The sequence below is a fragment of the Baekduia alba genome (assembly GCF_028416635.1).
GTDB classification, from domain to species: domain Bacteria; phylum Actinomycetota; class Thermoleophilia; order Solirubrobacterales; family Solirubrobacteraceae; genus Baekduia; species Baekduia alba.
In genome coordinates this window covers 2239601-2261699 of record NZ_CP114013.1, presented here as the reverse complement: position 1 = coordinate 2261699, position 22099 = coordinate 2239601, and the positions used below count along the sequence as shown (strand labels likewise).

Sequence of the window (22099 nt, the reverse complement as noted above, 5' to 3'; positions counted from 1 at the left end):
CGCGGGAATCGCATCACTCAGTCCAGGGGGATCGCGATCGACGCGATGATCTTGCGCGCCACCGGGCTCTTCTGGATCCAGTGGATGAACGCCGACGCCGCGCCCTTGGCCGGGCCGCGCGTCACCTCGTAGTAGGTGCGGATGCCCGGGTACTGGCCGGACTTCGCGTTCTGGAGGTTGCAGGCGACGCCGTTGAACGCGACCGCGTGGACGTCCTTCTGCGAGGCGTAGTACCCCGAGTTGAACCCGATCGCGTTCTTGTCGGAGGCGACGGTCTGCTCGACGAGGCCGTCAGACGGCTTCAGCGCCGCGAGCGACGAGATCGTCTTGTTGCCCAGCAGCAGCTGCTGGACGAGCGGCGGCAGCGACGACGCCGCCGTGCGGCCGATCAGGTCGATCGTGCCGGTCGCCTGCGCGCCCGGGACGTCCTCCCAGTTGCGGACCTGGCCGGTCCAGATCGCCTGCGCCTGCGCGAGCGTCAGGTTCGGCAGCGGGTTGGACGGGTTGGTGTCGAAGCAGAAGAAGTCCTTGGCGATCGCGTAGAAGACGAGGCCGGACGGATCGCTCGGGCGCGGGTCGCGCGCGGCGTTGCCGATCGTCACGCGACCGGCGGCCGCGTCCTGGATCCCGACTTCGCCACCACCTTGGGCGAGCTTGAACTTCACCTTGCCCGGCTTGAGCTTGACGTACTTCTTGGCCAGCAGGGCCACGAGCGGCGCAGAGCCGGTCGCACCGCTGATGGTGATGGTGCTGGCGGCCTGTGCGCCGGCGGGTGCAGCCACGGCGAGCACGCCGATGGCGGCCACCCCGGCGATGAGACGGCGAGAGCGGGTCATCTCCGCGGAACTCCCTTTCCCAGTTTGCATGGTCAGTTGGTGGACAATATCCTAACCACACAATTCAGATCGGGTTTGGAATGAAAAGGTCCAGGAGATGATCCTTCGGCCTTCAGAAGCCGCCGCGACGTGCGCCGAATGCGGCGCGCCGCTGGCCGGCGACCAGCGCTACTGCCTCGAGTGCGGGGCGCGCCACGGCGTGCCGCGGGTCGATCCGCTCCAGGCGCTGGGCTTCGCCGCCGCGTCTGCCGCCCCGGCAGTGGCCGCCCAGCCGCCGAGCCCTGCCAATCCGGCAAGACGGGCGCCGTCGCCGCGGATCGCGGCGGCGCTGGCGGCGACGACGCTCGTCCTCGGCGGCGTCGCGGGCGCCGCGCTGGGCCCCGGCCCGACGCCGTCGCTGGCCGCCACGCCGCAGCGCCTGGTCGCGCTCGTCGTGCCGAGCGCGCCCGTCGCGACGACCCCCACCGAACACGCCGACGAGCCACCGGCCGTCGACAGCGACGACGCGCCGACCCCGAGCGTGGACGACGGCGCTTCCGTGGAGAGCGCCGGCGACGACACGACCACCTCGTCCTCATCCGCCGCCGAGCACGGCACCGACGACACCACCACCGACGACACCAGCGACAGCGACGACCCCGCGCCCGCCTCGTCGACCACTCCCGCCGCCACCACGACCTCGCCCGCCGCCACCGCGCCCGCCCACGTCTGGCTCGTCGCCCTCACGCAGGCCGACGCCTCCGTCTACGCGCCCGGCGGCCCGTTCGCCGACCTCGCCGCCCAGGGCACGTTGTTGTCCAAGTACATCGCGGCCGCGCCCAGCGCCGCCGCCAACGAGATCGCGCTGCTCGGCGGCCAGGTCCCGACCGCCGACTGCGACGCCGACCTTGCCGCGTGCGTCCTGCCCGCCGGCGAGACCTCGCTGCCCGACCAGCTCGCGTCCGTCAACCTGACCTGGAAGGCCTACGTCGAGGACCCCGCGCTGCGCTGCGCCGCCACGCCCAGCGCCCGCGTCGCCACGTCGCTCTTCACCACCCTGCGCCAGCGCACCGACTGCGCGCAGACGACCGTCGGCCTCGACGCCCTCGACGCCGACCTCGCCGACGCGACCAGGACCCCTGCCTTCAGCCTCCTCGTCACGACCAACGCCGCCGCCGAGGTGCCGGCGCTCGTGGCGAAGCTCCAGGCCAGCGACGCCTACAAGAAGGACGGCGTCGTCGTCGTCGCCTCCGACGCCCACCCGCCCACGGGCGATCCCGCCGCGCCGCTCGGCGCCCTCGTGCTCTCGCCGCGCGCGACCGCCGGCCAGACGGTCGACGCCGCCACCGGCCCGGTCGCGCTGCTGCGCTCGTTCGACACGCTGCTCGGCCTCGACCCGCTCGCGACCGCCGCGCAGGCGCCGGCCGGCGCGCTCGACGCGGTCCTGGCGAGCAGCGGCGGCACCCCAACGACTTCCACCCCATCGACCACATCAACGACCACGACACGGAGGTCTCCTTGACCCTCGCCCGTCCCCTGCTGGCCGCCGTCCTCGCCCTCACCGTGTGGGCGCCGACCGCAGGCGCCAGTGCCAATCCCAACAACTACGACTGCGGTGGTCACATCGAGGCCGGCAAGCCCGCCCCCGGCGACGACGACCCGCAGGTGCAGTACACGTTCGCGTGCGGCGGACCGATCACCGGGTACCAGATCCAGCCGCAGATCGGCGACACCGGGTTCGCGACCGACGTCTCGGTCTTCGACCTCCAGAACAACCCGGTGGTGACCGACTCGTTCACCTGCAACGGCGACTTCCCCGGCTACGGCTTCAACTGCATCGGCAAGTACACGGGCAACCAGTACGCCAAGATCGTCGGCCAGTTCTCGATCGGCACGGCGCTGTGCGCCGAGCCGCGCGTCGACCCGCTGCTGACCGTCACCTACGCGGCGGCCGACAGCAAGGGCGTCGTCACCCAGTACATCTCGGGTCCGTACGACCTCGGCCGCCCGCGCGGCTGCCCGAAGTCCGCCCTGGGCGGCAAGACGCGCATCCCGTCGGACTCGTCGCTGCTCGGCGGCGGTGATGACACGACGGCCGCGACCAAGACCAAGGCCAAGCCCAAGCCGAAGAAGGCCAAGGCCAAGAAGAAGGCCAAGGCCAAGGCCAAGAAGAAGGCCGCAGCCAGGAAGTAGGACCATCCCACAGCGGGCGGCGGCCGGATCCCCGGTCGCCGCCCCGCTACCGTCGAGCGGGCATGACCCGCATCGGCTTCCTCTCCTTCGGCCACTGGCAGCCCGCGCCCGGCTCGCGGACCCAGACGGCCCGCGACGCGCTCCAGCAGACGATCGAGCTCGCCGTCGCCGCGGAGGAGCTCGGGCTCGACGGCGCCTACGTGCGCGTCCACCACTTCGCCCGCCAGCTCGCCTCGCCGTTCCCGCTGCTGGCGGCCATCGGCGCCCGGACCACGCGCATCGAGATCGGCACCGGCGTGATCGACATGCGCTACGAGAACCCGCTCTCCATGGCCGAGCAGGCCGCGGCGGCCGACCTGATCAGCGACGGCCGCCTCCAGCTCGGCGTCAGCCGCGGCTCGCCCGAGCCGGCGTTCCGGGGCGCCGAGAACTTCGGCTACGTCCCGGCCGAGGGCGAGGACGACGGCGACCTCGCGCGCCGCCACACCGCGATCTTCCGCGCGGCGATCGCCGGCACCGGCGTGGCGGAGGCCGACGTGCGGATGACCGGCTCGCCCGCCAGGCTCCCGATCCAGCCGCAGTCGCCGGGCCTCGGCGACCGCATCTGGTGGGGCTCCGGCACGCGCGCGTCCGCGGAGTGGACCGCGGAGCAGGGCATGAACCTCATGTCGTCGACCCTGCTCAGCGAGGACACCGGCGTGCCCTTCGACGAGCTGCAGGCCGAGCAGATCCGCCTCTACCGCCAGGCGTGGGCGATCGCCGGCCACGACCGCGAGCCACGCGTGTCGGTCAGCCGCTCGGTGATCCCGCTCGCGACCGACCTGGACCGGGCCTACTTCGGCGACCGGGCGCTGCGCGACGCGGCAGACCAGGTCGGGTACCTCGAGGGCGTCGTCGCGCGCTTCGGCAAGTCCTACATCGGCGAGCCGGACGTCATCGCCGAGCAGCTGGCCCAGGACGCCGCGGTCGCGGCCGCCGACACGCTCCTGCTCACCGTCCCCAACCAGCTCGGGGTCGAGTACAACACCACCATGCTGGCGAGCATCGCCGAGCACGTGGCGCCCGCGGTCGGCTGGTCGCCGGCGACGGCGCGCCAGAGCTAGGCCGCGTCGCGCAGCGCGACGACCGCCTGGTCGCGCCCGGCGTGCTTGGCGCGGTAGAGCGCCTGGTCGGCGCTGCGCATCAGCAGGTGGACGCTGTCGACGTCCGGCCCGTGCGTCGCGATCCCGGCCGAGACCGTGACGCGCAGCGGCGCGGCGACCGCCTCCTCGCGCAGCCGGCGCATCACGTCGTCGGCGTAGGCCTGGGCGGCGCCGGCGTCGGCGCCCGGCAGGGCGACCGTGAACTCCTCGCCACCGACGCGCGCCACGTGGTCGCCCTCGCGGGCCGCGGCCGTCAGCGCGGTCGCGCAGCGGATCAGCGCCTCGTCGCCGACGAGGTGGCCGTGGCGGTCGTTGAAGCGCTTGAAGTGGTCGAGGTCGACCATCACGACGGCGAGGCGGCGGCCGTACTCGGTCGCCTCGGCGACCAGCCGCTCGAGCTCGGGCGCCAAGCCGCGGCGGTTGAGCACGCCGGTGAGCGCGTCGGTGTCGGCGGCACGGGCCAGCGCCGCCTGCAGGTCGCGCTCGCGGCGGGTCATCACCGTGACGAGGCCGGTCATGAGGCCGACGCTGAAGATCGTCCCGACGACGGTGTCCGCGCGGTTGGTCGCGTACGAGTTGGCGACCATCGCGACGCTCACCGACACGGCCATCACCGCGAACCCCGTGATCACCAGCGCGCGGCGCGAGAAGTAGGCGAGGTAGACCAGCGGCCAGAGGAAGAAGAACGGGGTCGCGCCGATCGCGTTGGAGGACCCCATCAGCAGGCCGAGCAGGACGACGCTCAGGAGCGCCGCGGTCTCCACGATCCAGCGCCACGGCGGCAGCACCCGCACCGCGAGGCCGCAGGCGCCGAAGCCGGCGGCCGCGGACAGCTGCACGGCGCGCGCGGCGTCGGTCAGCTCGGGCTTGAGCACCGCGCCCATGCCGCAGACGACCGTGCCGACAGCGAAGAGCGTCAGCGCGACGCGGCGCTCGAGCATCGGGCCCTGCCGATCTGCGGGGGAACGAAGTCCCATCAGCAACGGGATCGGGACCGCTGGACGATGGTTGAGCGCCGGCGGACCGATGTCGACGCGTTGGCGCGCCGGCGCTCGCGCGTCACCCGATCATGTCGCGCGCCGCCGCGCCCGGCCCGAACATCGGAAGGCAGTCGGCCTCCGGCGCGACCGCGACGTCCAGCAGCGCCGGGCCGTCGGCGCGCAGGAGCCGGTCGATCGCGTCGTCGACGTCGTCGGCGTCCTCGATCCGCTCGGCCTCCCAGCCGCAGGCGCGGGCGAGCAGCGGCCAGTCGGGCGCGGGCCCGAGGTCGACGTCCTGGCGCCGGCCGCCCCAGAACAGGTCCTGCTGCTGGCGGACCATGCCCAGCGCGCCGTCGTCGATCAGCAGGACCCTGACCGGGAGCCCTTCCGCTCGCGCGGTCACGAGCTCCTGCACGTTCATCAGCAGCGAGCCGTCGCCGGAGACGCAGACGACCGTGCGGTCGGGCGCCGCGACCTGCGCGCCGATCGCCGCGGGCAGGCCGAAGCCCATCGTCCCGAGGCCACCGGAGGTCAGCCAGCGCCGCGGCGCGTCGAAGCGCAGCCGCTTGGCCGCCCACATCTGGTGGTTGCCGACGTCGGTGGTGACGATCGCCGCGCCGCCCGTGGCGCGCTGGAGCGCGTCGAGGGCCTGCGCCGGCCCGATGCGGCCGCCGTCGGGCGCCACCGGCGGGGACTCCGCCGAGCGCCACGCGTCGAGCACGCGCCACCACGAGGCCAGGCGCGCGGGTGCGGGCCGCCGGCCGCCGACGGCGTCGGCGAGCGCGGTCAGCGCTGCCCGGGCGTCGCCGACCACCGCGATGTCGGCGTGGCGCAGCTTGCCGATCTCGGCGGGGTCGACGTCGAGGTGGACGACGGTCCGGGCGGCGGGCGCGAACTGGTCCAGCCGGCCGGTGACGCGATCGTCGAAGCGCGCGCCGATCGCGACCAGGACGTCGCACTCGTCCACCGCCCAGTTCGCCGTGCGGCAGCCGTGCATCCCGAGCATCCCGAGCCAGCGGCGGTCCGAGGCGGGGAACGCGCCGAGCGCCATCAGCGTCGTCGTGACCGGCAGGTCGCCGGCGTCGGCCAGGGCCATGAGCGCGGCGTGCGCGCCCGCGTGGACGACGCCGCCGCCCGCGTAGAGCACCGGCCGCTCGGCGCCCGCGATCGCCGCGGCAGCCGCGCGGATCGCCGCGGGGTCGGGCGCGGCGGGGCGCGAGAAGCCGGCCGGCAGCGCGTCGCCGGCGTCGTCGAGCGCGTCGCGCCCGACGGGCTCGCGCGCCACGTCGGTCGGGACGTCGACGAGCACCGGGCCCGGCCGGCCACTGCGCGCGACCGCGAACGCCTCGCGGATCGCGGGCACCACGTCGCGCGCCCGCTCCACGGCGATCGCGTGCTTGACGACCGGCGCGGTGACGCCGATGACGTCGGTCTCCTGGAACGCGTCGGTGCCGCGCAGGTCGGTCCGGACCTGACCGGTGATCGCCACGATCGGGGTCGAGTCCATCATCGCGTCGGCCAACGGCGTGACGAGGTTCGTCGCGCCCGGCCCGGAGGTGGCGAACGCGACGCCGACGCGTCCGGTGGCGCGTGCGTAGCCCTCGGCCGCGTGGCCGGCGGCCGCCTCGTGGCGGACCAGGACGTGGCGCAGTGCGCTGCCGTGGATCGCGTCGTGCAGCGGCAGCGACGCGCCGCCGGGCAGGCCGAAGGCGACGTCGACGCCCTCGTTGAGCAGGGCGGCGATCAGGGCGTCGGCGGCGCGCACGTGCGTGCTCCAGGAGCGACGTCGAAGGGGCTGGTCGAGATGGCGATGATGTCGATGACTACGAGAACGGGAAGGCTGAGGCTGCGCATAACGCGCTCCTTTGGGACGGGTGGTTGCGAGGCCGCGGTTCGCTCTGGACTCAGAGCGAGCGCGTCGCCGGAACCCGCTGGGGCCCGGCTACGATCACGCCGACGATCGCGATTCGCTCGCGAAGTCGAAGGCCGGCGTGGATGTGCGCGAGGTGCGCCATTGCGCCGGAACGATGCCACGCGGCGCGGCGGCTGGCAAGCCCGGGAACGCGGGTGCGATCATCGGCCGCGTGAACGACGCGCCGGTCTCCTACTGGTCCTACCTCGCCCTCGACGAGCTCCTCGCCGCGCAGCGCCCGCGCTCCGACGAGCACGACGAGCTGTTGTTCATCATCATCCATCAGGTCTCCGAGCTGTGGTTCAAGCAGCTGCTGCACGAGCTCGGCCACGCGCAGGAGCGGCTGGAGGCCGGCGACGCGACCGCGCCGCTCTCGACCCTGCGCCGCGCGCTGGCGATCCTCAAGACGCTCGTCGGCCAGATGGACGTCCTGGAGACGCTGACGCCGCGCCAGTTCGCAGCGTTCCGGGAGCGCCTGGGACCGGCGAGCGGCTTCCAGTCCGCGCAGTTCCGCGAGCTCGAGGCGGTGCTCGGCGCGCGCGACCGCCGGGTCGTCGCGCTGCACCCGGAGGGCTCGGCGGCGCGCGCTGCGATCGAGGCGGCGATGGCCCGCCCGGCGCTGTTCGACTCGCTGCTGCGGTTGTTGTCGGCCAACGGCTACGCCGTCCCGGCCGCGGTCGCGCAGCGCGATCCCGCCGCGACCTACGACGGCGACGAGGGCGTGCAGGACGTGCTCCTGGCCGTGTACGCCGACGAGGGCCTGCCGGCCCAGTTGTGCGAGCGGATGGTCGACCTCGACGAGGGTGTGCAGGAGTGGCGCTACCGCCACGTCAAGCTGATCGAGCGGACGATCGGCGCGCAGGCCGGCACCGGCGGGTCCAGCGGCGCCGCGTTCCTACAGCGCACGCTGCTGCGCCCCGCGTTCCCCGACCTCTGGGCCGTTCGCAGCCGGCTGTGATCGCGCTCGCAGACCTGCGCGCCAGCCCCAACGCGCTGGCGCCGCACTACGCGCGCTTCGGCGTCGCCGACCGGCTGCTGCTGTCCGGGCACTCGCACCAGGCCTGGCCGGACGTGGCGCGCGAGGGCGTGCTGGAGGCGTTCGACGACGCCGCGCGCGACGTCGACGGAAAGTGGGTGCGGGCGTTCGCCGCGGCCGACGCCGTGCGCGCCGGGTTCCGCGTGTGGTTGGACGACGACGCGGCCGACCTGGCGCTGGGCGCGAGCACGCACGAGCTGGTGCTGCGGATGCTGTCGTCGCTGGACCTGCGCACCCGGCCGCGGGTGGTGACGACCGACGGCGAGTTCCACACGCTGCGCCGCCAGCTGGGGCGCGCGGCGGAGGCGGGGCTGGACGTCGTCCGCGTCGCCGCCGCGCCGGTGGAGAGCCTGGCCGCGCGGCTGGCGCAGGCGGTCGACGACCGGACGGCGGCCGTGTTCGTCTCCGCCGTGCTGTTCGCGTCGAGCCGGGTCGTGCCCGACCTCGGAGCGCTCGCCGCCGCGTGCGCGCGCCACGGCGCCGAGCTGGTCGTCGACGCCTACCACGCGCTCGGGCCGACGCCGTTCTCGGTCGGCGCCCTCGGGCTGGAGGAGGCGTGGGTGGTCGGCGGCGGCTACAAGTACCTCCAGCTCGGCGAGGGCAACTGCTTCCTGCGCGTCCCGCCGCACGCGAGCGCCTACCGACCCGCGATCACCGGCTGGTACGCGGAGTTCGGCGCGCTGGCCGAGCGCCACGCGGGCGAGTTGGTGGCCTACGGGACCGGCGGCGCCGCGCGTTTCGCGGGCTCGACGTACGACCCGACGAGCCACTACCGGGCGGCGCGGGTCTTCGCGTTCTTCGCCGAGCACGGGCTGACGCCGGCGTTCCTGGCCACCGTCTACCGCCATCAGGTCGCGCATCTCGCGCGCGCCTTCGACGCGCTCGACCTGCCGGAGGCGCTGATCGCGCGCGACCGCGCCGTGGGGCTCGACGGCGTCGGCGGCTTCCTGGCGCTGCGCTCGCCGCGGGCCGGCGCGCTGCAGGTCGCGCTCGCGGCGCGCGGCGTGCTGACCGACAGCCGCGGCGACGTCCTGCGCCTCGGCCCCGCGCCCTACCTGTCCGACGCTCAGCTCGACGCCGCCGCCGCGGCGCTGCGCAGCGCGGCGACGTCGGCCAGCAGCCGGTCCTGAGGCATCGGCCCCGGGTCGGGGTCCGGGAACGGGAACGGCCAGCCGGGCCGCGGATCGTCGGCGTAGCGCGGGACGATGTGGGTGTGGAGATGCGGCACCCAGTTGCCGAGCAGGTCGTAGTTGAGCTTGACCGGCGCCATCACCCGCTCGATCGCGCTGCCGACCTGGAGCACCTCGCGGCCGTACCGGGCGGCCTCCGCGTCGGTCAGCTCGGTCGGCTCCACGACATGACGCCCGCGCCAGACGACGATCGAGAGCCCGCGCTGGATGTTGGCGCGCACGAGGTAGGCGTCGGCGACCTCGCCCGCGAAGTACCGCACGCCGGACGGCGTGGTCTCCGGCCGCCCCTCCTCGCACGCGGGGCAGCCGTCGCCGGCCCGCCAGGCGTAGAACTCCTCAGGCCACTCCATCAGTCCATCCTACCCACCGGGTAGGATGCCTTCGATGTCCGAGAACGCCTCCGCACTGCACGCTCGATCCGTCAACGCTCTGCGGACCCCACCGGTCCAGGAGTGGGACAGCTGGCCGTTCACCGGCGGCGTCGAGGTCAAGCCGCTGGCCCCGCCCACGGCCGAGCTCACGCGCGAGGGCGAGGGCGGCGCGGGCTGCCCCGCGTGCGCGAAGCCCGACAGCGACTACTTCTGGACCGACGACAACTGGCGCATGATGGCGCTCGAGCCCACCGGGCTGCCGATCGTCGTCATCCTCGAGCCGCGCGTGCACGTCGACGCGCCGGGCGACGTGGACGACGGCTTCGCCGCCCAGATGGGCGTGATGCTCGCGCGCGGAGAGCGTGCGGTGCGGTCTGTCGGCGGCGTCGGCCGCGTGCACGTCTGCCGCTGGGGCGAAGGCGCCGAGCACATGCACTGGTGGTTCATGGCCCGGCCCGAGGGGCTCACGCAGCTCGCCTCGTGCTTCGCCGTGATCTGGGACGACATCCTGCCGCCGGTTCCGCGCGAGGTCTGGACCGCGAACGTCGCCCACGTCAAGGCGGCGATGGAGGCGTCTGCTTGACCGACGGCATCGTCATGCCGATCGTCGTCGCCGAGGGGCTCGACGTGACGTTCCACCGCAGCGCCGGCGACGTCGGCGCGTTCTACGAGTCGTGGTTCCCCGCCAGCGTCGAGCACCGCGCGTTCGACGCGGAGGGCCGGCGCCTGGAGCTCTACGCCGAGGGGACGGCGCTGATGGTCCGCGCGCGCGACGCAGCGCCCGGGCCCGAGGGCGCGGCCGAGCTGGCGCAGCTGCTGCGCGAGCTGCTGCGCGGCCGGCGCGACCACGACGCGATGCTCGACGAGCTCACGCTCGCGCAGCTGCTCGACCTCGCCGTGGCACGGGCAGGCTTCCTGCCGTAGCGCGGACCGCGGCGCGCAGCGCCTGGATCGAGGGCCGGCGCGCGTCGGCGGCGCGGGTCGCCATGAAGATCGTGCGGTCGATGCTGCCCTCGGCGATCGCCCGCACGGCGATGCCGGGGCGGTCGTCGAGGCCGACGAGCTCGGGCATGAGCATCACGGCCTGCCCCGCGGCGACGAGCGCGAGGCCGATGACCGAGTCGTTGCTGCGGTGGCGGATGTCGGGGTCGAAGCCACCCATGCCACGGCAGGCACGCGTGGTCATCTCCTCCCAGCCGGTGCCGGGATGGCCGGTGACCCATGGCTGGCCCGCCAGCGAGGACAGCTCCACCTTCGCGCGCCGAGCCCTGGCGGCGGGATGGTCGGCGGGCAGGACGAGCGAGACCGCGTCGATGATGATGTCCTCGCGCTCGACGCCCTCAGGCCGGGCGCGCGGCTGGTGGCGCCACTCGTCGGCGAGGACGAGGTCGACGTCGCCGAGGGCGAGCGCCGGCAGCGCCTGCTCGGGCTCGGCCTCGACCAGCTCGCAGCGCAGGTCGGGCGCCTGGACGGCGAGCGCGCCGATCGTCGGCACGGCGACGCGCATCGCCATCGACTGGAAGGACGCGATCCGCGCGCGGCCGGCGACGCGGCCGGCGCCGGCGGCGAGGTCGGCCTCCGCCAGCTCGGCCTGCCGGAGCAGGAGCTCGGCGTGGCCGACGAGGACGAGCGCGTCGTCGGTGAGGCGGACGCCGCGCCCTGCGCGCTCCAGCAGCGGGCGGCCGGCCTCCCGCTCCAGCACCGCGAGCTGCTGGGAGACGGCGGACGGCGTGTACTGGAGCGCGTCGGCGACGGCGACGATCGTGCCGCGCGCGTGGAGCTCGCGCAGGAGGCGGAGCCGGCGGAGGTCGAGCATGACGTAGCGACGCTACCTGAATTCTGTAACGAATCGGTGTTGTTCCTACTGGGTCCGGGCGGCACGATGGCGAGCGTCATGTCCCCGCAGCAGCACGCGCACGCCAGGACCGGCGCCCTCTTCTGCCTCGCTTCCGCCGCCGGGTTCGGCGCGATGGGCGTCTTCGGCAAGCTCGCCTACGACGCCGGCGCGACGGTCGGGACGCTGCTGGCGGTGCGGTTCGCGCTCGCGGCCGTGGTGCTGTGGGCGTTCGTGCTGGCCACGGGGCGCGCCGGCGAGCTGGGCGCGCTGCCGCGCCGGGACGTCGCGATGGCGCTGGCGCTCGGCGGCATCGGCTACAGCGCGCAGGCGGGCGCGTACTTCGCGGCGCTGGACCGGCTGGACGCGTCGGTGCTGGCGCTGTTGTTGTACACCTTCCCGGTCATCGTGACGGTCGCGGCGATCGTGCTCGGGCGCGAGGTGTTCAGCGGCCGCACGGCGCTGGCGCTGGCGCTGTCGTGCGGCGGGCTCGTGCTGGTGCTCGCGGGCGCCGCGGCGGGCGCGCTGGACGGGCTGGGCACCGCCTTGGGCCTGACCGCGGCGGTCGTCTACAGCGCCTACATCCTGGTGTCGGAGGGCGTCGCCCAGCGGGTCGGCCCGCTGGCGCTGAGCACGCTGGTGTGCACCGGCGCCGCGTTCACGTTGACGGTGGTCGGCGTGGTCGGCGGCGGGCTGCGGCTCGGCGCGGTGAGTGCCGAGGGCCTGGGCTGGATCGCGGCGATCACGATGGTGTCGACGGTCGGCGCGGTCGGGCTGTTCTTCGCCGGGCTGAGCCGGGTCGGGCCCTCGACGGCCTCGATCCTCTCGACGTTCGAGCCGGTCGTGACCGTGAGCCTGGCGTTCGCGGTCTTCGGCGAGTCGTTCAGCGCCGAGCAGCTGGCGGGCGGCGCGCTCGTGCTCGCGGCGGTGGTCGTGGTGCGCGCGCCGGCGGCGCCGGTCGAGCTGAGCGGTGCCACGCCGGCGGCGGTCGCCGAGGCGTCGACATGAACGACAAGGTCGCGCTGGTCGCCGGCGCGACGCGCGGGGCCGGGCGCGGGATCGCGGTCGAGCTCGGCGCGGCGGGCGCGACCGTCTACTGCACGGGCCGCAGCACGCGCGGGCAGCGCTCGGAGTACGACCGGCCCGAGACGATCGAGGAGACCGCGGAGCTCGTGACCGCGGCCGGCGGGACCGGGATCGCGGTCGTCGTCGACCACCTGGAGCGCGAGCAGGTTGCCGCGCTGGTCGCGGGCATCGACGCCGACCACGGCCGGCTCGACGTGCTGGTCAACGACATCTGGGGCGGCGAGAAGCTGTTCGCCTGGGACACGCCGCTGTGGGAGCACGACCTCGACGACGGGCTCCGCCTACTGCGGCTGGCGATCGACACGCACCTGATCACGAGCCACTTCGCGCTCCCGCTGCTGATCCGGCGGCCGGGCGGGCTCGTGGTGGAGATGACCGACGGCACCCGCGCCTACAACGACGACAACTACCGCGTCAACGCCTTCTACGACCTGGCCAAGGCCGCCGTCCTGCGCCTCGCGTTCGCCCAGGCGCGCGAGCTGGCGCCGCACGGCGCGACCGCTGTCGCGCTCACGCCGGGCTGGCTGCGCTCGGAGATGATGTTGGAGGCCTTCGGCGTCACCGAGGCCAACTGGCGCGACGCCGCGCGCGTCCAACCGCACTTCGCCGCGATCTCGGAGAGCCCGCGCTTCGTCGGCCGCGCCGTCGCCGCGCTCGCCGCCGATCCCGAGGTCGCGCGCCACAACGGCGCCTCGTTCTCCTCCGGCGCGCTGGCCGGGATCTACGGCTTCACCGACGTCGACGGGTCGCGCCCGGACTGCTGGCGCTACATGGTCGAGGTCCAGGACCCGGGCCGACCCGCCGATCCGACCGGCTACCGCTAGGCGGCCGGCGGCGCGTAGAGCTGCAGGTCGTTGCCGTCGGGATCGCGGAACGGCACGACGCGGCCCCACGGGTGCTCGGAGATGCCGCCGGAGAACTGGACGCCCTCGGCCTCCAGGTCGCGCGACCTCGTCCTCGAGCTCGCCGTCGGGACGCAGCGCGATCAGCGCGCCGCCGTCGCGGTCACGGTCACGGCGCCGGGCGCGCCCAGGCGGCGTCGACGTCGCCACCGCCCTCGCGCGCGACCCGCGCGCCGAAGCGCAGGATCGCCGGATGCGAGGCGAGCTTGCCGGCGACCAGCGCCTCACCCAGACGGAAGTCCGTGGCCAGCCCGACCAGCGCCGCCGGGGCGAACCCGAAGCGCGCGGCGACGAACGCGCCGTCGGCGGCCGAGTTGAGGCGCATCTGGATCAGGTTGTCGCACTGCGAGAGGACGTTCTCGTGGACCTTCTGCGGGCGCTGCGTGGCGACCAGCATGTAGGTCCCGAACTTGCGTCCCTCGCCGGCGATCCGGATCGCGTGCTCGGTGGCCAGCGCGGTGAGGGGATCCTCGGGCGCAGCCGGGCAGACGTTGTGCGCCTCGTCGATGACCGCCAGCACCGGGCGGCGCTCCAGCCGCCGGTCCCACAGGCCGCGCAGCACGGACTCAGCCACCAGCGCCTGCTCCTCGCGCGTCGGCAGCGAGCCGAGGTCCACCACCAGGCACCGCACGTCGGGATCGTCGAGCGCGTCGAGCACCGAGCCGGCGTCGTCGCGCGCCCAGACGCCGTAGTCCTCGACGCCGAGGTTGCGCACCCGCAGCCCGAGGCGCTGCGCTTCCGGGTGCTCCGTGTCCGCCAGCGCGGCGAGGCTGCTGGGCCGCTCCTGGGCGAGCAGCGCGGCGAGCTCGCCGTACTCCTCGCGGTCGGCGACGGGGTCGAGCCGCAGCAGCGCGCCCTGCGTGGCCGGGCCGAGCTCGGTGAACCGCAGCCGCAGCCGGTCGTCCCCGGTCGCCGTCGACGAGCGCACGGCGAGCCCGGCGACGGCGGACTCCCAGCGTGCCGCCGTGTCGGCATCGACGCCGTCGCGGAGCTCCCCGAGGCGCGTGAAGTCCGAGTTGGGGTCCAGGATCACGATCCGCAGGTCGGTCTCCAGCAGCAGCTGCTCGAGCACCAGGCCCAAGGCATAGCTCTTGCCCGACCCCGACTGGCCGCACAGGAACGTGTGCCGGTCGAAGCCGCCGGCGTCCAGGCTGAACGGCACGCCGGCGACCAGCGAGAGAGCGCCGACGGCCAGCTGCGCGCGATCCGGCGCGGTCTCCCCCAGCCACGCGCCCACCTCCGCCGGCGTCGCGGGCCGGGCGGACCGGTCGTGGAAGGGCGCGGCGCCGCGATCCAGGACCACGCCCTCGCCGCGCGCGAGGCGGATCGGCAGCCGCGTGCGGATGTCGGCGTCCTCGGCGCGCTGTGCCGCGAGCGCGACCTCGCCCACCTCGACCTCCGCCAGCTCCAGCGCGCGCACCTGCCCCAGCGTGCCCTCGCCGTCGGCCCCGAGCATCGCGTAGCCGCCGAGCCGCAGCGCCAGCCCGTTGACGCTGGCCTGCAACGAGAAGCGGCGGCCGTCGACCGAGGTCGCCAGCGGCAGCACGGCCGCCTCCATCTCCGCCCGCAGGGCGCGGAAGGTCTCCACCTGTTGCGTGAGCCTGGCCACGACGCGCCAGCCTCCCACACGCCGCCGGTGCGCGCGACGGGGCGCGCGCAGGTCCTAGGCCACCCGGCCCGCGGCGGCCCAGTCGGCGGCGCGGGTCCGCGGGCGGCCGATCATCGCGGAGGTGCCGTCGTCGAGGATCGGGCGCTGCAGGAGCGACGGGTGCTCGACAAGGGTCGCGACGACCTGGTCGACGCTCCAGCCGTCGGCGTCCAGGCCCAAGTCCTTGTACTTCTTGTCGCGCCGGATGAGCGCGTCGACCGGGTCGCCTTGGAGGCGCTCGGCGAGCGAGCGCAGCTCGGCCTCGTCGAGCCGCTCGGCGACGAGCAGGTACTTGCGCACGGTCACGTCGTGGCCGGCGGCCTCGAGGGCGTCGAGCGCGTGGACGGAGGTCGGGCAGTGCGGGTTGTGCAGGAGCGTCAGGGTCACCGACGGGATCCTACGACGCCGCCAGCGCCGTGAACGCCTCCAGCGCCGCCGGGTTGCGCAGCGAGTCCCGCGCCGCCACCGCGTCGATCGGGTGGCCCATCAGGATCCGCTTGACCGGGACCTCGAGCGCCTTGCCGCTGAGCGTGCGCGGCACCTCGGCGATCTGCACGACCGTGTTGGGGACGTGGCGCGGCGAGCAGTCCTCGCGCACGCGCCGGCGGATCGCCCCGACCAGGTCGTCGTCCAGCGCCACGCCGTCGCGCAACACCACGAACAACGGCATCCAGCCCTCGGCGAAGCCCTCGCGCCCGGGGACGTCGACGACCAGCGCGTCGACGATCGCGTCGTCGGCGAGGACCGCGCGGTAGATCTCCGCGGTCCCCATCCGGACGCCGCCGCGGTTGATGGTGGAGTCGCTGCGCCCGGAGATGATCGCGCTGCCGCGGTCGGTGATCTCGATCCAGTCGCCGTGGCGCCAGACGCCGGGGTAGTGCTCGAAGTACGCCTCGCGGTAGCGCGACCCGTCGTCGTCGCCCCAGAAGCCGACCGGCATCGACGGCAGCGGCTCGGTCAGCACCAGCTCGCCGACCTCGCCGACCCGCGACTGGCCGTCGACGTCCCACGCCTCGACCTTCGCGCCCAGCGCGCGCGCCTGGAGCTCGCCGCGGCACACCGGCAGCGTCGGGACGCCACCTACGAAGGCGCTCACGACGTCGGTGCCGCCGCTGGTCGAGAACAGCCACGTGTCGGCGCCCAGCTGCGCGTACACCCAGTCGAAGCCCTCGGGCGCCAGCGGCGAGCCGGTCGACCCGACGGCGTGCAGCGCGCCGAGGTCCCGCCCGCCCGCCGCCGGCCGGACGCCCTCCTTCGCGCACGTCGCCAGGAACGCCGCGCCGGTGCCGAAGATGGTGGTCTCGGTCTCGGCCGCCAGGTCCCACAGCCGGTCCAGCGTCGGCGTCGCCGGGTTGCCGTCGTAGAGGACGATCGACGCCGGCGTCAGCAGCACGCCGACCAGGAAGTTCCACATCATCCAGCCGGTCGTCGTGAACCAGAACACGCGGTCGCCGGCCTGCGCGTCGAGGTGCAGGTGCATGACCTTGAGCTGCTCGAGCAGCACGCCGCCCTGGCCGTGGACGATCGGCTTGGGCAGCCCGGTCGTCCCCGACGAGTACAACACCCACAACGGGTGGTCGAACGGCACGGCCGCGAACCGCAGCTCCTCGCGCGACGCCACCAGCGCGTCCCACCCGGTGGCGCCCGCCACCGGCCCGGCGCCCAGGTGCTCCAACACGACGACGTGCTCCAGCGACGGGATCTCCCGCTGCAGCGTCTCCACGACGTCGCGGCGGTCGAAGTCCTTGCCGCCGTAGCGGTAGCCGTCGACGGCGATCAGCACCTTCGGCTCGATCTGCGCGAAGCGGTCGACGACCGAGCGCGCGCCGAAGTCCGGCGAGCACGACGACCACGTCGCGCCCAGCGACGCGCAGGCCAGGAACGCCGCGACCGCCTCCGGGATGTTGGGCAGGTAGCCGACGACGCGGTCGCCGCGCTGGACGCCCCGCGCCCGCAGCCCCGCGGCCACGCGCGCGGTGAGGTCGGACAGCTCGCCCCACGTCACGCGCTCCAGGCCGCGTAGCTCCGACGCGTGCTGGATCGCCAGGTCGGCGTCGCGCTTGCCGCGGAACACATGCTCGGCGTAGTTCAGCCGCGCGCCCGCGAACCACTCGGCGCCCGGCATCGCGCGCGAGCCCAGCACCTGCGTCCACGACCCCGACGCCTGGACGTCGAAGAACTCCCAGATCGCGCCCCAGAACCCTTCGACGTCGTCGACCGACCAGCGCCACAGCTGGTCATAGGACTCGGTGACCCTGACGTGCCGCGTGTCCTGGACCCAGCGCGCGAAGCGCGTGATCGTCGCGGCCTCGACCCGCTCGGCGCTCGGCGCCCAAAGCTCCTCCATGGGTGCGCACGCTCCCATCCGGGACGACCCGCTGTCCAAGACATAAGCGATCTTGCTTCAATACCGGTCCGGCATGGAACTGCACCAGCTTCGCTACCTCGTGCTGCTCGCCGACGAGCTGCACTTCACCCGCGCCGCCGCGCGCGGCAACGTCGCGCAGCCCGCCCTCTCCCGGCAGATCCGCAAGCTCGAGGACGAGCTCGGCATCCCGCTCGTCGACCGGACCACGCGCCGCGTCAAGCTCACGCCCGCCGGCGCCGACCTCGCGGCGACGGCGCGCGACGTGCTGGCTCAGCTCGACGAGGCGCGCGCCGCCGCGACCGCCGCCGTCGCGCTGCTCAGCGGCCGCCTGACGATCGGGATGACGCGGACGCCCGGGCCGGTCGACGTCCCGCGGCTGCTCGGCGCGTTCAACCGCGTGCACCCGGACGTCGCGCTGACGCTCACCGAGGAGCTCAGCGTCGAGCTCGCCGACCGCCTGCGCGGCGACGAGCTGGACCTCGCGTTCGTCACCGCGATCGACGCCGCCGCCCGCCGCAGCCTGCGCCTCCGCCCGTTGGCCAGCGAGGACCTGCTGGCGATCCTGCCCCAAGGCCACCATCTCGCCCAGCGCGACGCGCTCCGCCTCGCCGACCTGCAGGGCGAGCGCTTCATCGCCTTCCCGGCCGGCGCGACGATCCGCGCCGCCGTGGAGGACGCGGCGCGCCGGGCCGGCTTCGCGCCCCGGATCGCGTTCGAGTCCAACGAGGTGGAGCGCACGCGCGCGCTCGTCGCCGAAGGCCTCGGCGTCGCCGTCCTGCCGCGCACCGACGCCGAGCAGCCCGGCCCGGCCGTCGCGGCCGTGCGCCTCCGCGACCGCGGCCTCGTCCACGAGGTGTTCGTCGCCCATCGCGACGGCCGCCGTCTCGCCCCCGCGGCGACGGCGCTGCTCACGCTGTTGGACTAGCCGACCGCCACCGGCGTCAGCGCGCGCGACGACGTCCCGACGGCGAGGCCGATCGGCCCGGCCGGCAGCGCGTAGGCGCCGGTGCCGGCGTCGAACACCTGGAAGCTCTTCGGATCGGTCGTCAGCTTCGCCGTGCGCGTCTGGCCCGGCGGCACCGTGACCTGCGCGAAGCCGACCAGCCGCCGGGGCGGCTCGCCGGCGGCCTTCGCGAACGACGCGTAGACCTGCACGGTCTGCGTCCCGGGCCGCCGGCCCGTGTTGCGGACCGGCACCGAGACGGCGTACGCGCCCGCCGCGCCCGTGGCCTTCGCCCGGCCCAGCCGGAACGACGTGTAGGACAACCCGAAGCCGAAGGGGAACGCCGGCCGCTGGCCGTGCGCGTCGTAGAAGCGGTAGCCGACGTCGAGGCCCTCGTCGTGGTCGGCCACGCCGCCGGTGCCCGGGAACTCCGACGCGCGCGTCGCCGGCCCCTGCGCCGCGCTCGCCGGGAACGTCAGCGGCAGCCGCCCGCTCGGGTCGACGTCGCCGAACAGGACGCGCGCGATCGCGTCGCCGCTGCGCTCGCCCGGGTACCAGTCCTCGACGATCGCGGCGACGCGCGATCGCCACGGCGTCAGGACCGGCCCGCCCGTGTGCAGCACCACGACCGTGTTCCTGTTGGCCTTGGCCACGGCCTCGACCAGCGCGTCCTGGTCGCCGGGCAGGGCGAGCGAGGACTGGTCCATGGTCTCGCCGCCGATCGTGTTGGCGAAGACCACCGCGACGTCGGCGCGCCGCGCCGCCCGCACGGCCGCCGCGATCCGGCCGTCCGGCGGCGCGTAGCCGAGGTGCAGGTCGGCCCGGAACGGCGGGGCGGGCGGCACCGAGTTGTTGGAGTAGTCGATGCGGACCTTCGCGGCGTGGCCCGCGCGCAACGGCACGACCGCGTCGAACGTGTTGTCGGACGCGATGCCGAAGCCGGGACATCTCGGTCTGGCGGAAGGCCTCCGTGTTGCCGTGCGCGACGAGCCGGCCGTCGATCCACAGCGACGCGATGCCCGACAGCCCGAGCGAGAAGCGCTGGCGCCCGCTGACCTTGGGCGTGAAGGTCCCGGTCCAGCGGATCGACTTCGCGCCGCCGAGGTCGTCGTCGCCGTCGATCTCGACCTCGCGATCGGCCTCGACGTGCAGCGGCGCGCCGCTGAAGTCCGCGGTCGCGAACGCCTTGCGCGTCACGCGCAGCGTTCCCGGCGGGACCCTGGGCAGCGCGACGACGCCGCGCGTTCCCTCGGCGGACGTCACGCGTGCGCGGCGCGCCCGCGCCTGGATCGCGCTCAGCGGCGTGACGGTCTTCCCGCCGATCGTCGACGGCGAGCCGAACTCCTGGATCTGCGTGCCGGCGCCCGCGTCGTGGCCGATCACCGCGACCGACGAGCCGCGCGCGTCGCGCAGCGGGAGCACGCCGCCGCGGTTGCGCAGCAGGACCGCGCCGCGCGCCGCGATGTCGGTGGCCAGAGCGCGGTGCGCGGTCGTCGACACCTTCGCCTGCGCCGGCGCCGGCGCCTTGACGCCGACGGTCAGGATCGCCGCGACCTGGTTGCGCACCATCTCGTCGAGGCGCGCGGCCGGCAGGCGCCCGTCGGCCAGCCCGGCGCGCAGCGTCCCGAGGTCCGGCGTGCCCGCCGCCGCGCCGAGGCTGCCGAGCAGGAAGTTGTCGGTGCCGGCGTTGGCGGCGGCCAGCGTGTCGCGGACGGCGAGCGTCGCGTCCGGGCCGACGAAGCCACTGAAGGCGAAGTCCTTGCGCAACGCCCCCAACAAGCCGGCGTCCTGGCAGGCCGGCGTCCCGTTGATCCGGTTGTAGGAGCACATGACCGACGCCGCGCCGCCCGGGCCCATCACCATCCGGAACGGCGCGAGGTAGATCTCGCGCAGCGCCCGCTGGGAGATCCGGGCGTCGATCGCGGGCGCGAGCGCGACCGGCTCGCCGAACCGCTCGGTCTCCTGGTCGTTGGCGGCGTAGTGCTTGACCTGCGCGATCACGCCGCGCGACTGCACGCCCTCGATCTCGGGCCGCGCGATCGCGCCCGTCAGGTACGGGTCCTCGCCCGAGGTCTCCGGGATCCGGCCCCACAGCGGCGAGCGCACGATGTTGACGGTCGGCGCGAAGAGCAGGTTCTTGCCCTTGCCCACCGCCTCGTCGCCGAGCGCGATCCCGTAGCGACGCGCCAGCGAGGGGTCCCAACTGGCCGCGAGGCTGAGCGCGACCGGGAACGCCGTCGTCCCCTTCGCCCCCGCCCCGACGCCGTTCGGCCCGTCGCTGACCGCGAGCGACGGGATCCCGAGCCGCGGGATCGCGGTCGCGCCCGCCGCGAGCGTGAGCTTCTCGTCGGTCGTCATCTGCGCGACCAGCGCGGTCGCCTGCGTCTGCTGCGGCGTCGCGCCGAGCGCGTGCGTCGGTGCCACCAGCGCGGCGACCACCGCCCCGGCGATCGCCAGGCCCCTCGTCCCCTGACCCATCCCGCGACTCTTTCACACGACGACGCGGACCGAAGGCTCAGCGCGGCTCGACCAGCGGCGTGTCGTCCGGCGCCAGCGACTTCTGCAGCCAGGCGACGTCGTGCCACGCGCCGTCCTTGTAGCCGACCTGGCGGTGGATGCCGGACGGCTCGAAGCCCAGCGCGCGATGCAGCCCCGCGCTCGCCGCGTTGGGCAGGGTCATGCCGGCGAACGCCCGCCGGTAGCCGCGCGCCGCCAGCGCCGGCAGCAGCGCCGTGTACAACGCGCGCCCGGCGCCGGTGCGGCGCCGGCCCAGCTCCAGGTAGACGCTGACCTCGCAGGAGAAGCGGTACGCGGCGCGCGGCGCGAACGCCCCGCCGTAGGCGTAGCCGACGACGCGCCCGTCGCCGTCCTCGGCGACCAGCCACGCGTAGCGCTCCAGCGCGCGCCCGATCCGCTCGCCCATCGCGGCCGCCGAGGGCGGCTCGACCTCGAAGCTCACGGCGGTGTCGGTGACGTAGGGCGCGTAGACGGCCGCGCAGGCGGCGGCGTCGTCGAGGGTGGCGGCACGGACGAACGACATGGCACGATCGTATCCGACAATGCGCCTATAGTCACACCTCATGGAGCACGACCCGCTCACCGCGCGCCTCGCCGCGACCGTCCGCGCCGCGCGCGACGCGCAGGATCTCTCGGTCAGCGCGCTGGCCGAGCGCTCCGGCGTCTCCCGCGCGATGATCGCCAAGATCGAGCGCGGTGACGCACAGCCGACCGCGGCGCTGCTGGCCAAGCTCTCGGCCGCGCTGGGCCTGACGCTCTCCGAGCTGATCGCTCGGGCTGAGCGCGAGGAGCAGCGGCTCGTCCGCGCCGGCGACCAGCCCGTCTGGACCGACCCCGACACGGGCTACGTGCGCCGCGCGGTGTCGCCGCCGGTCGGCGGCCCGCTCGAGCTCGTCGAGGTCGAGCTGCCCGCGGGCGCCGAGGTGCCGATCGCGGCCGACTCCTACACCTTCATCCACCAGCAGATCTGGGTCCTCGCCGGCCACCTGCGGTTCGTCGAGGGCGAAGAGGTCCACGAGCTGGACGCCGGCGACTGCCTCCAGCTCGGCGACCCGTCGCCCTGCGCGTTCGTCAACCCGACGCGCAGGGCGTGCCGCTACCTGGTGGCCTTGAGCAAGCGCTAGACGGATCGTTCCGCGAGGCGGTCCGGCCACACCGGACC

The 22099-nt window shown here is 74.6% G+C and carries 22 protein-coding genes and 1 pseudogene; 11 read left to right on the top strand and 12 right to left on the bottom strand.

Going from position 1 to position 22099, the window contains the following annotated elements:
* Nucleotides 1-17 precede the first annotated feature (17 nt).
* On the bottom strand, nucleotides 18-806 hold the full coding sequence (locus DSM104299_RS11320) for a substrate-binding domain-containing protein (RefSeq protein ID WP_272477415.1): 789 nt from the start codon (nucleotides 804-806) through the stop codon (nucleotides 18-20).
* A gap of 127 nt (nucleotides 807-933) precedes the next feature.
* Between DSM104299_RS11320 and DSM104299_RS11315 the strand changes: the two genes are divergently transcribed.
* The 3 genes from DSM104299_RS11315 (at nucleotide 934) to DSM104299_RS11305 (ending at nucleotide 4111) form a co-directional block, all read left to right on the top strand.
* Nucleotides 934-2337 (top strand): hypothetical protein, encoded by a 1404-nt coding sequence (locus DSM104299_RS11315; protein ID WP_272477414.1) that lies wholly within the window; start codon nucleotides 934-936, stop codon nucleotides 2335-2337.
* Complete coding sequence (locus DSM104299_RS11310) at nucleotides 2334-3008, top strand: hypothetical protein (RefSeq protein ID WP_272477413.1); 675 nt, start codon at nucleotides 2334-2336, stop codon at nucleotides 3006-3008. Before DSM104299_RS11315 ends, DSM104299_RS11310 begins: the two co-directional genes overlap by 4 nt.
* 62 nt (nucleotides 3009-3070) lie before the next feature.
* A complete protein-coding gene (locus DSM104299_RS11305) occupies nucleotides 3071-4111 on the top strand; it encodes an LLM class flavin-dependent oxidoreductase (protein WP_272477412.1) in 1041 nt (346 codons plus the stop codon).
* Here DSM104299_RS11305 and DSM104299_RS11300 read toward each other — a convergent pair.
* A complete protein-coding gene (locus DSM104299_RS11300; protein ID WP_272477411.1) occupies nucleotides 4108-5127 on the bottom strand; it encodes a GGDEF domain-containing protein in 1020 nt (339 codons plus the stop codon). The two genes, DSM104299_RS11305 and DSM104299_RS11300, sit on opposite strands and share 4 nt — an antisense overlap.
* Nucleotides 5128-5209: 82 nt before the next feature.
* Nucleotides 5210-6895 (bottom strand): biosynthetic-type acetolactate synthase large subunit, encoded by a 1686-nt coding sequence (ilvB, locus tag DSM104299_RS11295; RefSeq protein ID WP_272477410.1) that lies wholly within the window; start codon nucleotides 6893-6895, stop codon nucleotides 5210-5212.
* Between the two features lie 319 nt (nucleotides 6896-7214).
* Between ilvB and DSM104299_RS11290 the strand changes: the two genes are divergently transcribed.
* Nucleotides 7215-8000 (top strand): tryptophan 2,3-dioxygenase, encoded by a 786-nt coding sequence (locus DSM104299_RS11290; RefSeq protein ID WP_272477409.1) that lies wholly within the window; start codon nucleotides 7215-7217, stop codon nucleotides 7998-8000.
* Nucleotides 7997-9208, top strand: coding sequence for an aminotransferase class V-fold PLP-dependent enzyme (locus DSM104299_RS11285; protein ID WP_272477408.1), 1212 nt, complete (start codon nucleotides 7997-7999; stop codon nucleotides 9206-9208). Before DSM104299_RS11290 ends, DSM104299_RS11285 begins: the two co-directional genes overlap by 4 nt.
* On the opposite strand, the gene DSM104299_RS11280 is transcribed toward DSM104299_RS11285, so the two are convergent.
* Nucleotides 9145-9618, bottom strand: coding sequence for an HIT family protein (locus DSM104299_RS11280; RefSeq protein WP_272477407.1), 474 nt, complete (start codon nucleotides 9616-9618; stop codon nucleotides 9145-9147). The two genes, DSM104299_RS11285 and DSM104299_RS11280, sit on opposite strands and share 64 nt — an antisense overlap.
* A gap of 34 nt (nucleotides 9619-9652) precedes the next feature.
* Between DSM104299_RS11280 and DSM104299_RS11275 the strand changes: the two genes are divergently transcribed.
* Nucleotides 9653-10222 (top strand): hypothetical protein, encoded by a 570-nt coding sequence (locus tag DSM104299_RS11275; protein WP_272477406.1) that lies wholly within the window; start codon nucleotides 9653-9655, stop codon nucleotides 10220-10222.
* Nucleotides 10219-10563: a hypothetical protein gene (locus tag DSM104299_RS11270; protein ID WP_272477405.1), complete on the top strand. Its 345-nt coding sequence runs from the start codon at nucleotides 10219-10221 to the stop codon at nucleotides 10561-10563. Before DSM104299_RS11275 ends, DSM104299_RS11270 begins: the two co-directional genes overlap by 4 nt.
* On the opposite strand, the gene DSM104299_RS11265 is transcribed toward DSM104299_RS11270, so the two are convergent.
* A complete protein-coding gene (locus tag DSM104299_RS11265) occupies nucleotides 10508-11455 on the bottom strand; it encodes a LysR family transcriptional regulator (RefSeq protein WP_272477404.1) in 948 nt (315 codons plus the stop codon). The genes DSM104299_RS11270 and DSM104299_RS11265 overlap by 56 nt on opposite strands.
* 78 nt (nucleotides 11456-11533) lie before the next feature.
* On the opposite strand from DSM104299_RS11265, the gene DSM104299_RS11260 reads away from it, so the two are divergent.
* Together DSM104299_RS11260 and DSM104299_RS11255 are read left to right on the top strand one after the other, a co-directional pair.
* On the top strand, nucleotides 11534-12481 hold the full coding sequence (locus DSM104299_RS11260; RefSeq protein WP_272477403.1) for a DMT family transporter: 948 nt from the start codon (nucleotides 11534-11536) through the stop codon (nucleotides 12479-12481).
* Nucleotides 12478-13383 carry an SDR family oxidoreductase gene (locus DSM104299_RS11255; RefSeq protein WP_272477402.1) on the top strand — a complete coding sequence of 302 codons (906 nt, stop codon included), beginning with the start codon at nucleotides 12478-12480 and terminating at the stop codon, nucleotides 13381-13383. Before DSM104299_RS11260 ends, DSM104299_RS11255 begins: the two co-directional genes overlap by 4 nt.
* Here the strand turns inward: DSM104299_RS11255 and DSM104299_RS29545 are convergent.
* The 4 genes from DSM104299_RS29545 to DSM104299_RS11240 all read right to left on the bottom strand — a co-directional run bounded on the left by DSM104299_RS29545 (nucleotide 13380) and on the right by DSM104299_RS11240 (nucleotide 17456).
* Nucleotides 13380-13499 carry a VOC family protein gene (locus DSM104299_RS29545; protein WP_432419779.1) on the bottom strand — a complete coding sequence of 40 codons (120 nt, stop codon included), beginning with the start codon at nucleotides 13497-13499 and terminating at the stop codon, nucleotides 13380-13382. The genes DSM104299_RS11255 and DSM104299_RS29545 overlap by 4 nt on opposite strands.
* Before the next feature lie 71 nt (nucleotides 13500-13570).
* A complete protein-coding gene (locus DSM104299_RS11250) occupies nucleotides 13571-15070 on the bottom strand; it encodes an ATP-binding protein (protein ID WP_272477401.1) in 1500 nt (499 codons plus the stop codon).
* Nucleotides 15071-15124: 54 nt separating this feature from the next.
* Nucleotides 15125-15496, bottom strand: a complete 372-nt coding sequence (locus tag DSM104299_RS11245) for an arsenate reductase family protein (RefSeq protein WP_272477400.1) — start codon at nucleotides 15494-15496, stop codon at nucleotides 15125-15127.
* Between the two features lie 10 nt (nucleotides 15497-15506).
* Nucleotides 15507-17456, bottom strand: a complete 1950-nt coding sequence (locus DSM104299_RS11240) for an acetoacetate--CoA ligase (RefSeq protein WP_272477399.1) — start codon at nucleotides 17454-17456, stop codon at nucleotides 15507-15509.
* Between the two features lie 73 nt (nucleotides 17457-17529).
* On the opposite strand from DSM104299_RS11240, the gene DSM104299_RS11235 reads away from it, so the two are divergent.
* Nucleotides 17530-18402, top strand: a complete 873-nt coding sequence (locus DSM104299_RS11235; protein ID WP_272477398.1) for a LysR family transcriptional regulator — start codon at nucleotides 17530-17532, stop codon at nucleotides 18400-18402.
* Here the strand turns inward: DSM104299_RS11235 and DSM104299_RS11230 are convergent.
* From DSM104299_RS11230 to DSM104299_RS11215, 3 genes and pseudogenes are all read right to left on the bottom strand, one after another.
* Nucleotides 18399-19322: a glycoside hydrolase family 3 C-terminal domain-containing protein gene (locus DSM104299_RS11230; protein ID WP_272477397.1), complete on the bottom strand. Its 924-nt coding sequence runs from the start codon at nucleotides 19320-19322 to the stop codon at nucleotides 18399-18401. The two genes, DSM104299_RS11235 and DSM104299_RS11230, sit on opposite strands and share 4 nt — an antisense overlap.
* 139 nt (nucleotides 19323-19461) lie before the next feature.
* Nucleotides 19462-20778 (bottom strand): annotated as a pseudogene (locus DSM104299_RS29540) (glycoside hydrolase family 3 protein); the annotation flags it as partial.
* A 157-nt stretch (nucleotides 20779-20935) separates the two neighbouring features.
* Nucleotides 20936-21460 carry a GNAT family N-acetyltransferase gene (locus tag DSM104299_RS11215; RefSeq protein ID WP_272477394.1) on the bottom strand — a complete coding sequence of 175 codons (525 nt, stop codon included), beginning with the start codon at nucleotides 21458-21460 and terminating at the stop codon, nucleotides 20936-20938.
* A 40-nt stretch (nucleotides 21461-21500) separates the two neighbouring features.
* Here DSM104299_RS11215 and DSM104299_RS11210 point away from each other — a divergent pair, with 40 nt between their 5' ends.
* Nucleotides 21501-22061 (top strand): helix-turn-helix domain-containing protein, encoded by a 561-nt coding sequence (locus DSM104299_RS11210; protein WP_272477393.1) that lies wholly within the window; start codon nucleotides 21501-21503, stop codon nucleotides 22059-22061.
* Nucleotides 22062-22099: the final 38 nt, after the last annotated feature.

Bases quoted from the DNA above. Each gene is read 5' to 3' on its own strand.
- DSM104299_RS11315 (WP_272477414.1), top strand. From the start codon at position 934: ATGATCCTTCGGCCTTCAGAAGCCGCCGCGACGTGCGCCGAATGCGGC.
- DSM104299_RS11305 (WP_272477412.1), top strand. From the start codon at position 3,071: ATGACCCGCATCGGCTTCCTCTCCTTCGGCCACTGGCAGCCCGCGCCC.
- DSM104299_RS11300 (WP_272477411.1), bottom strand. From the start codon at position 5,127: ATGGGACTTCGTTCCCCCGCAGATCGGCAGGGCCCGATGCTCGAGCGC.
- DSM104299_RS11280 (WP_272477407.1), bottom strand. From the start codon at position 9,618: ATGGAGTGGCCTGAGGAGTTCTACGCCTGGCGGGCCGGCGACGGCTGC.
- DSM104299_RS11275 (WP_272477406.1), top strand. From the start codon at position 9,653: ATGTCCGAGAACGCCTCCGCACTGCACGCTCGATCCGTCAACGCTCTG.
- DSM104299_RS11265 (WP_272477404.1), bottom strand. From the start codon at position 11,455: ATGCTCGACCTCCGCCGGCTCCGCCTCCTGCGCGAGCTCCACGCGCGC.
- DSM104299_RS11260 (WP_272477403.1), top strand. From the start codon at position 11,534: ATGTCCCCGCAGCAGCACGCGCACGCCAGGACCGGCGCCCTCTTCTGC.
- DSM104299_RS11255 (WP_272477402.1), top strand. From the start codon at position 12,478: ATGAACGACAAGGTCGCGCTGGTCGCCGGCGCGACGCGCGGGGCCGGG.
- DSM104299_RS11240 (WP_272477399.1), bottom strand. From the start codon at position 17,456: ATGGAGGAGCTTTGGGCGCCGAGCGCCGAGCGGGTCGAGGCCGCGACG.
- DSM104299_RS11235 (WP_272477398.1), top strand. From the start codon at position 17,530: ATGGAACTGCACCAGCTTCGCTACCTCGTGCTGCTCGCCGACGAGCTG.
- DSM104299_RS11215 (WP_272477394.1), bottom strand. From the start codon at position 21,460: ATGTCGTTCGTCCGTGCCGCCACCCTCGACGACGCCGCCGCCTGCGCG.
- DSM104299_RS11210 (WP_272477393.1), top strand. From the start codon at position 21,501: ATGGAGCACGACCCGCTCACCGCGCGCCTCGCCGCGACCGTCCGCGCC.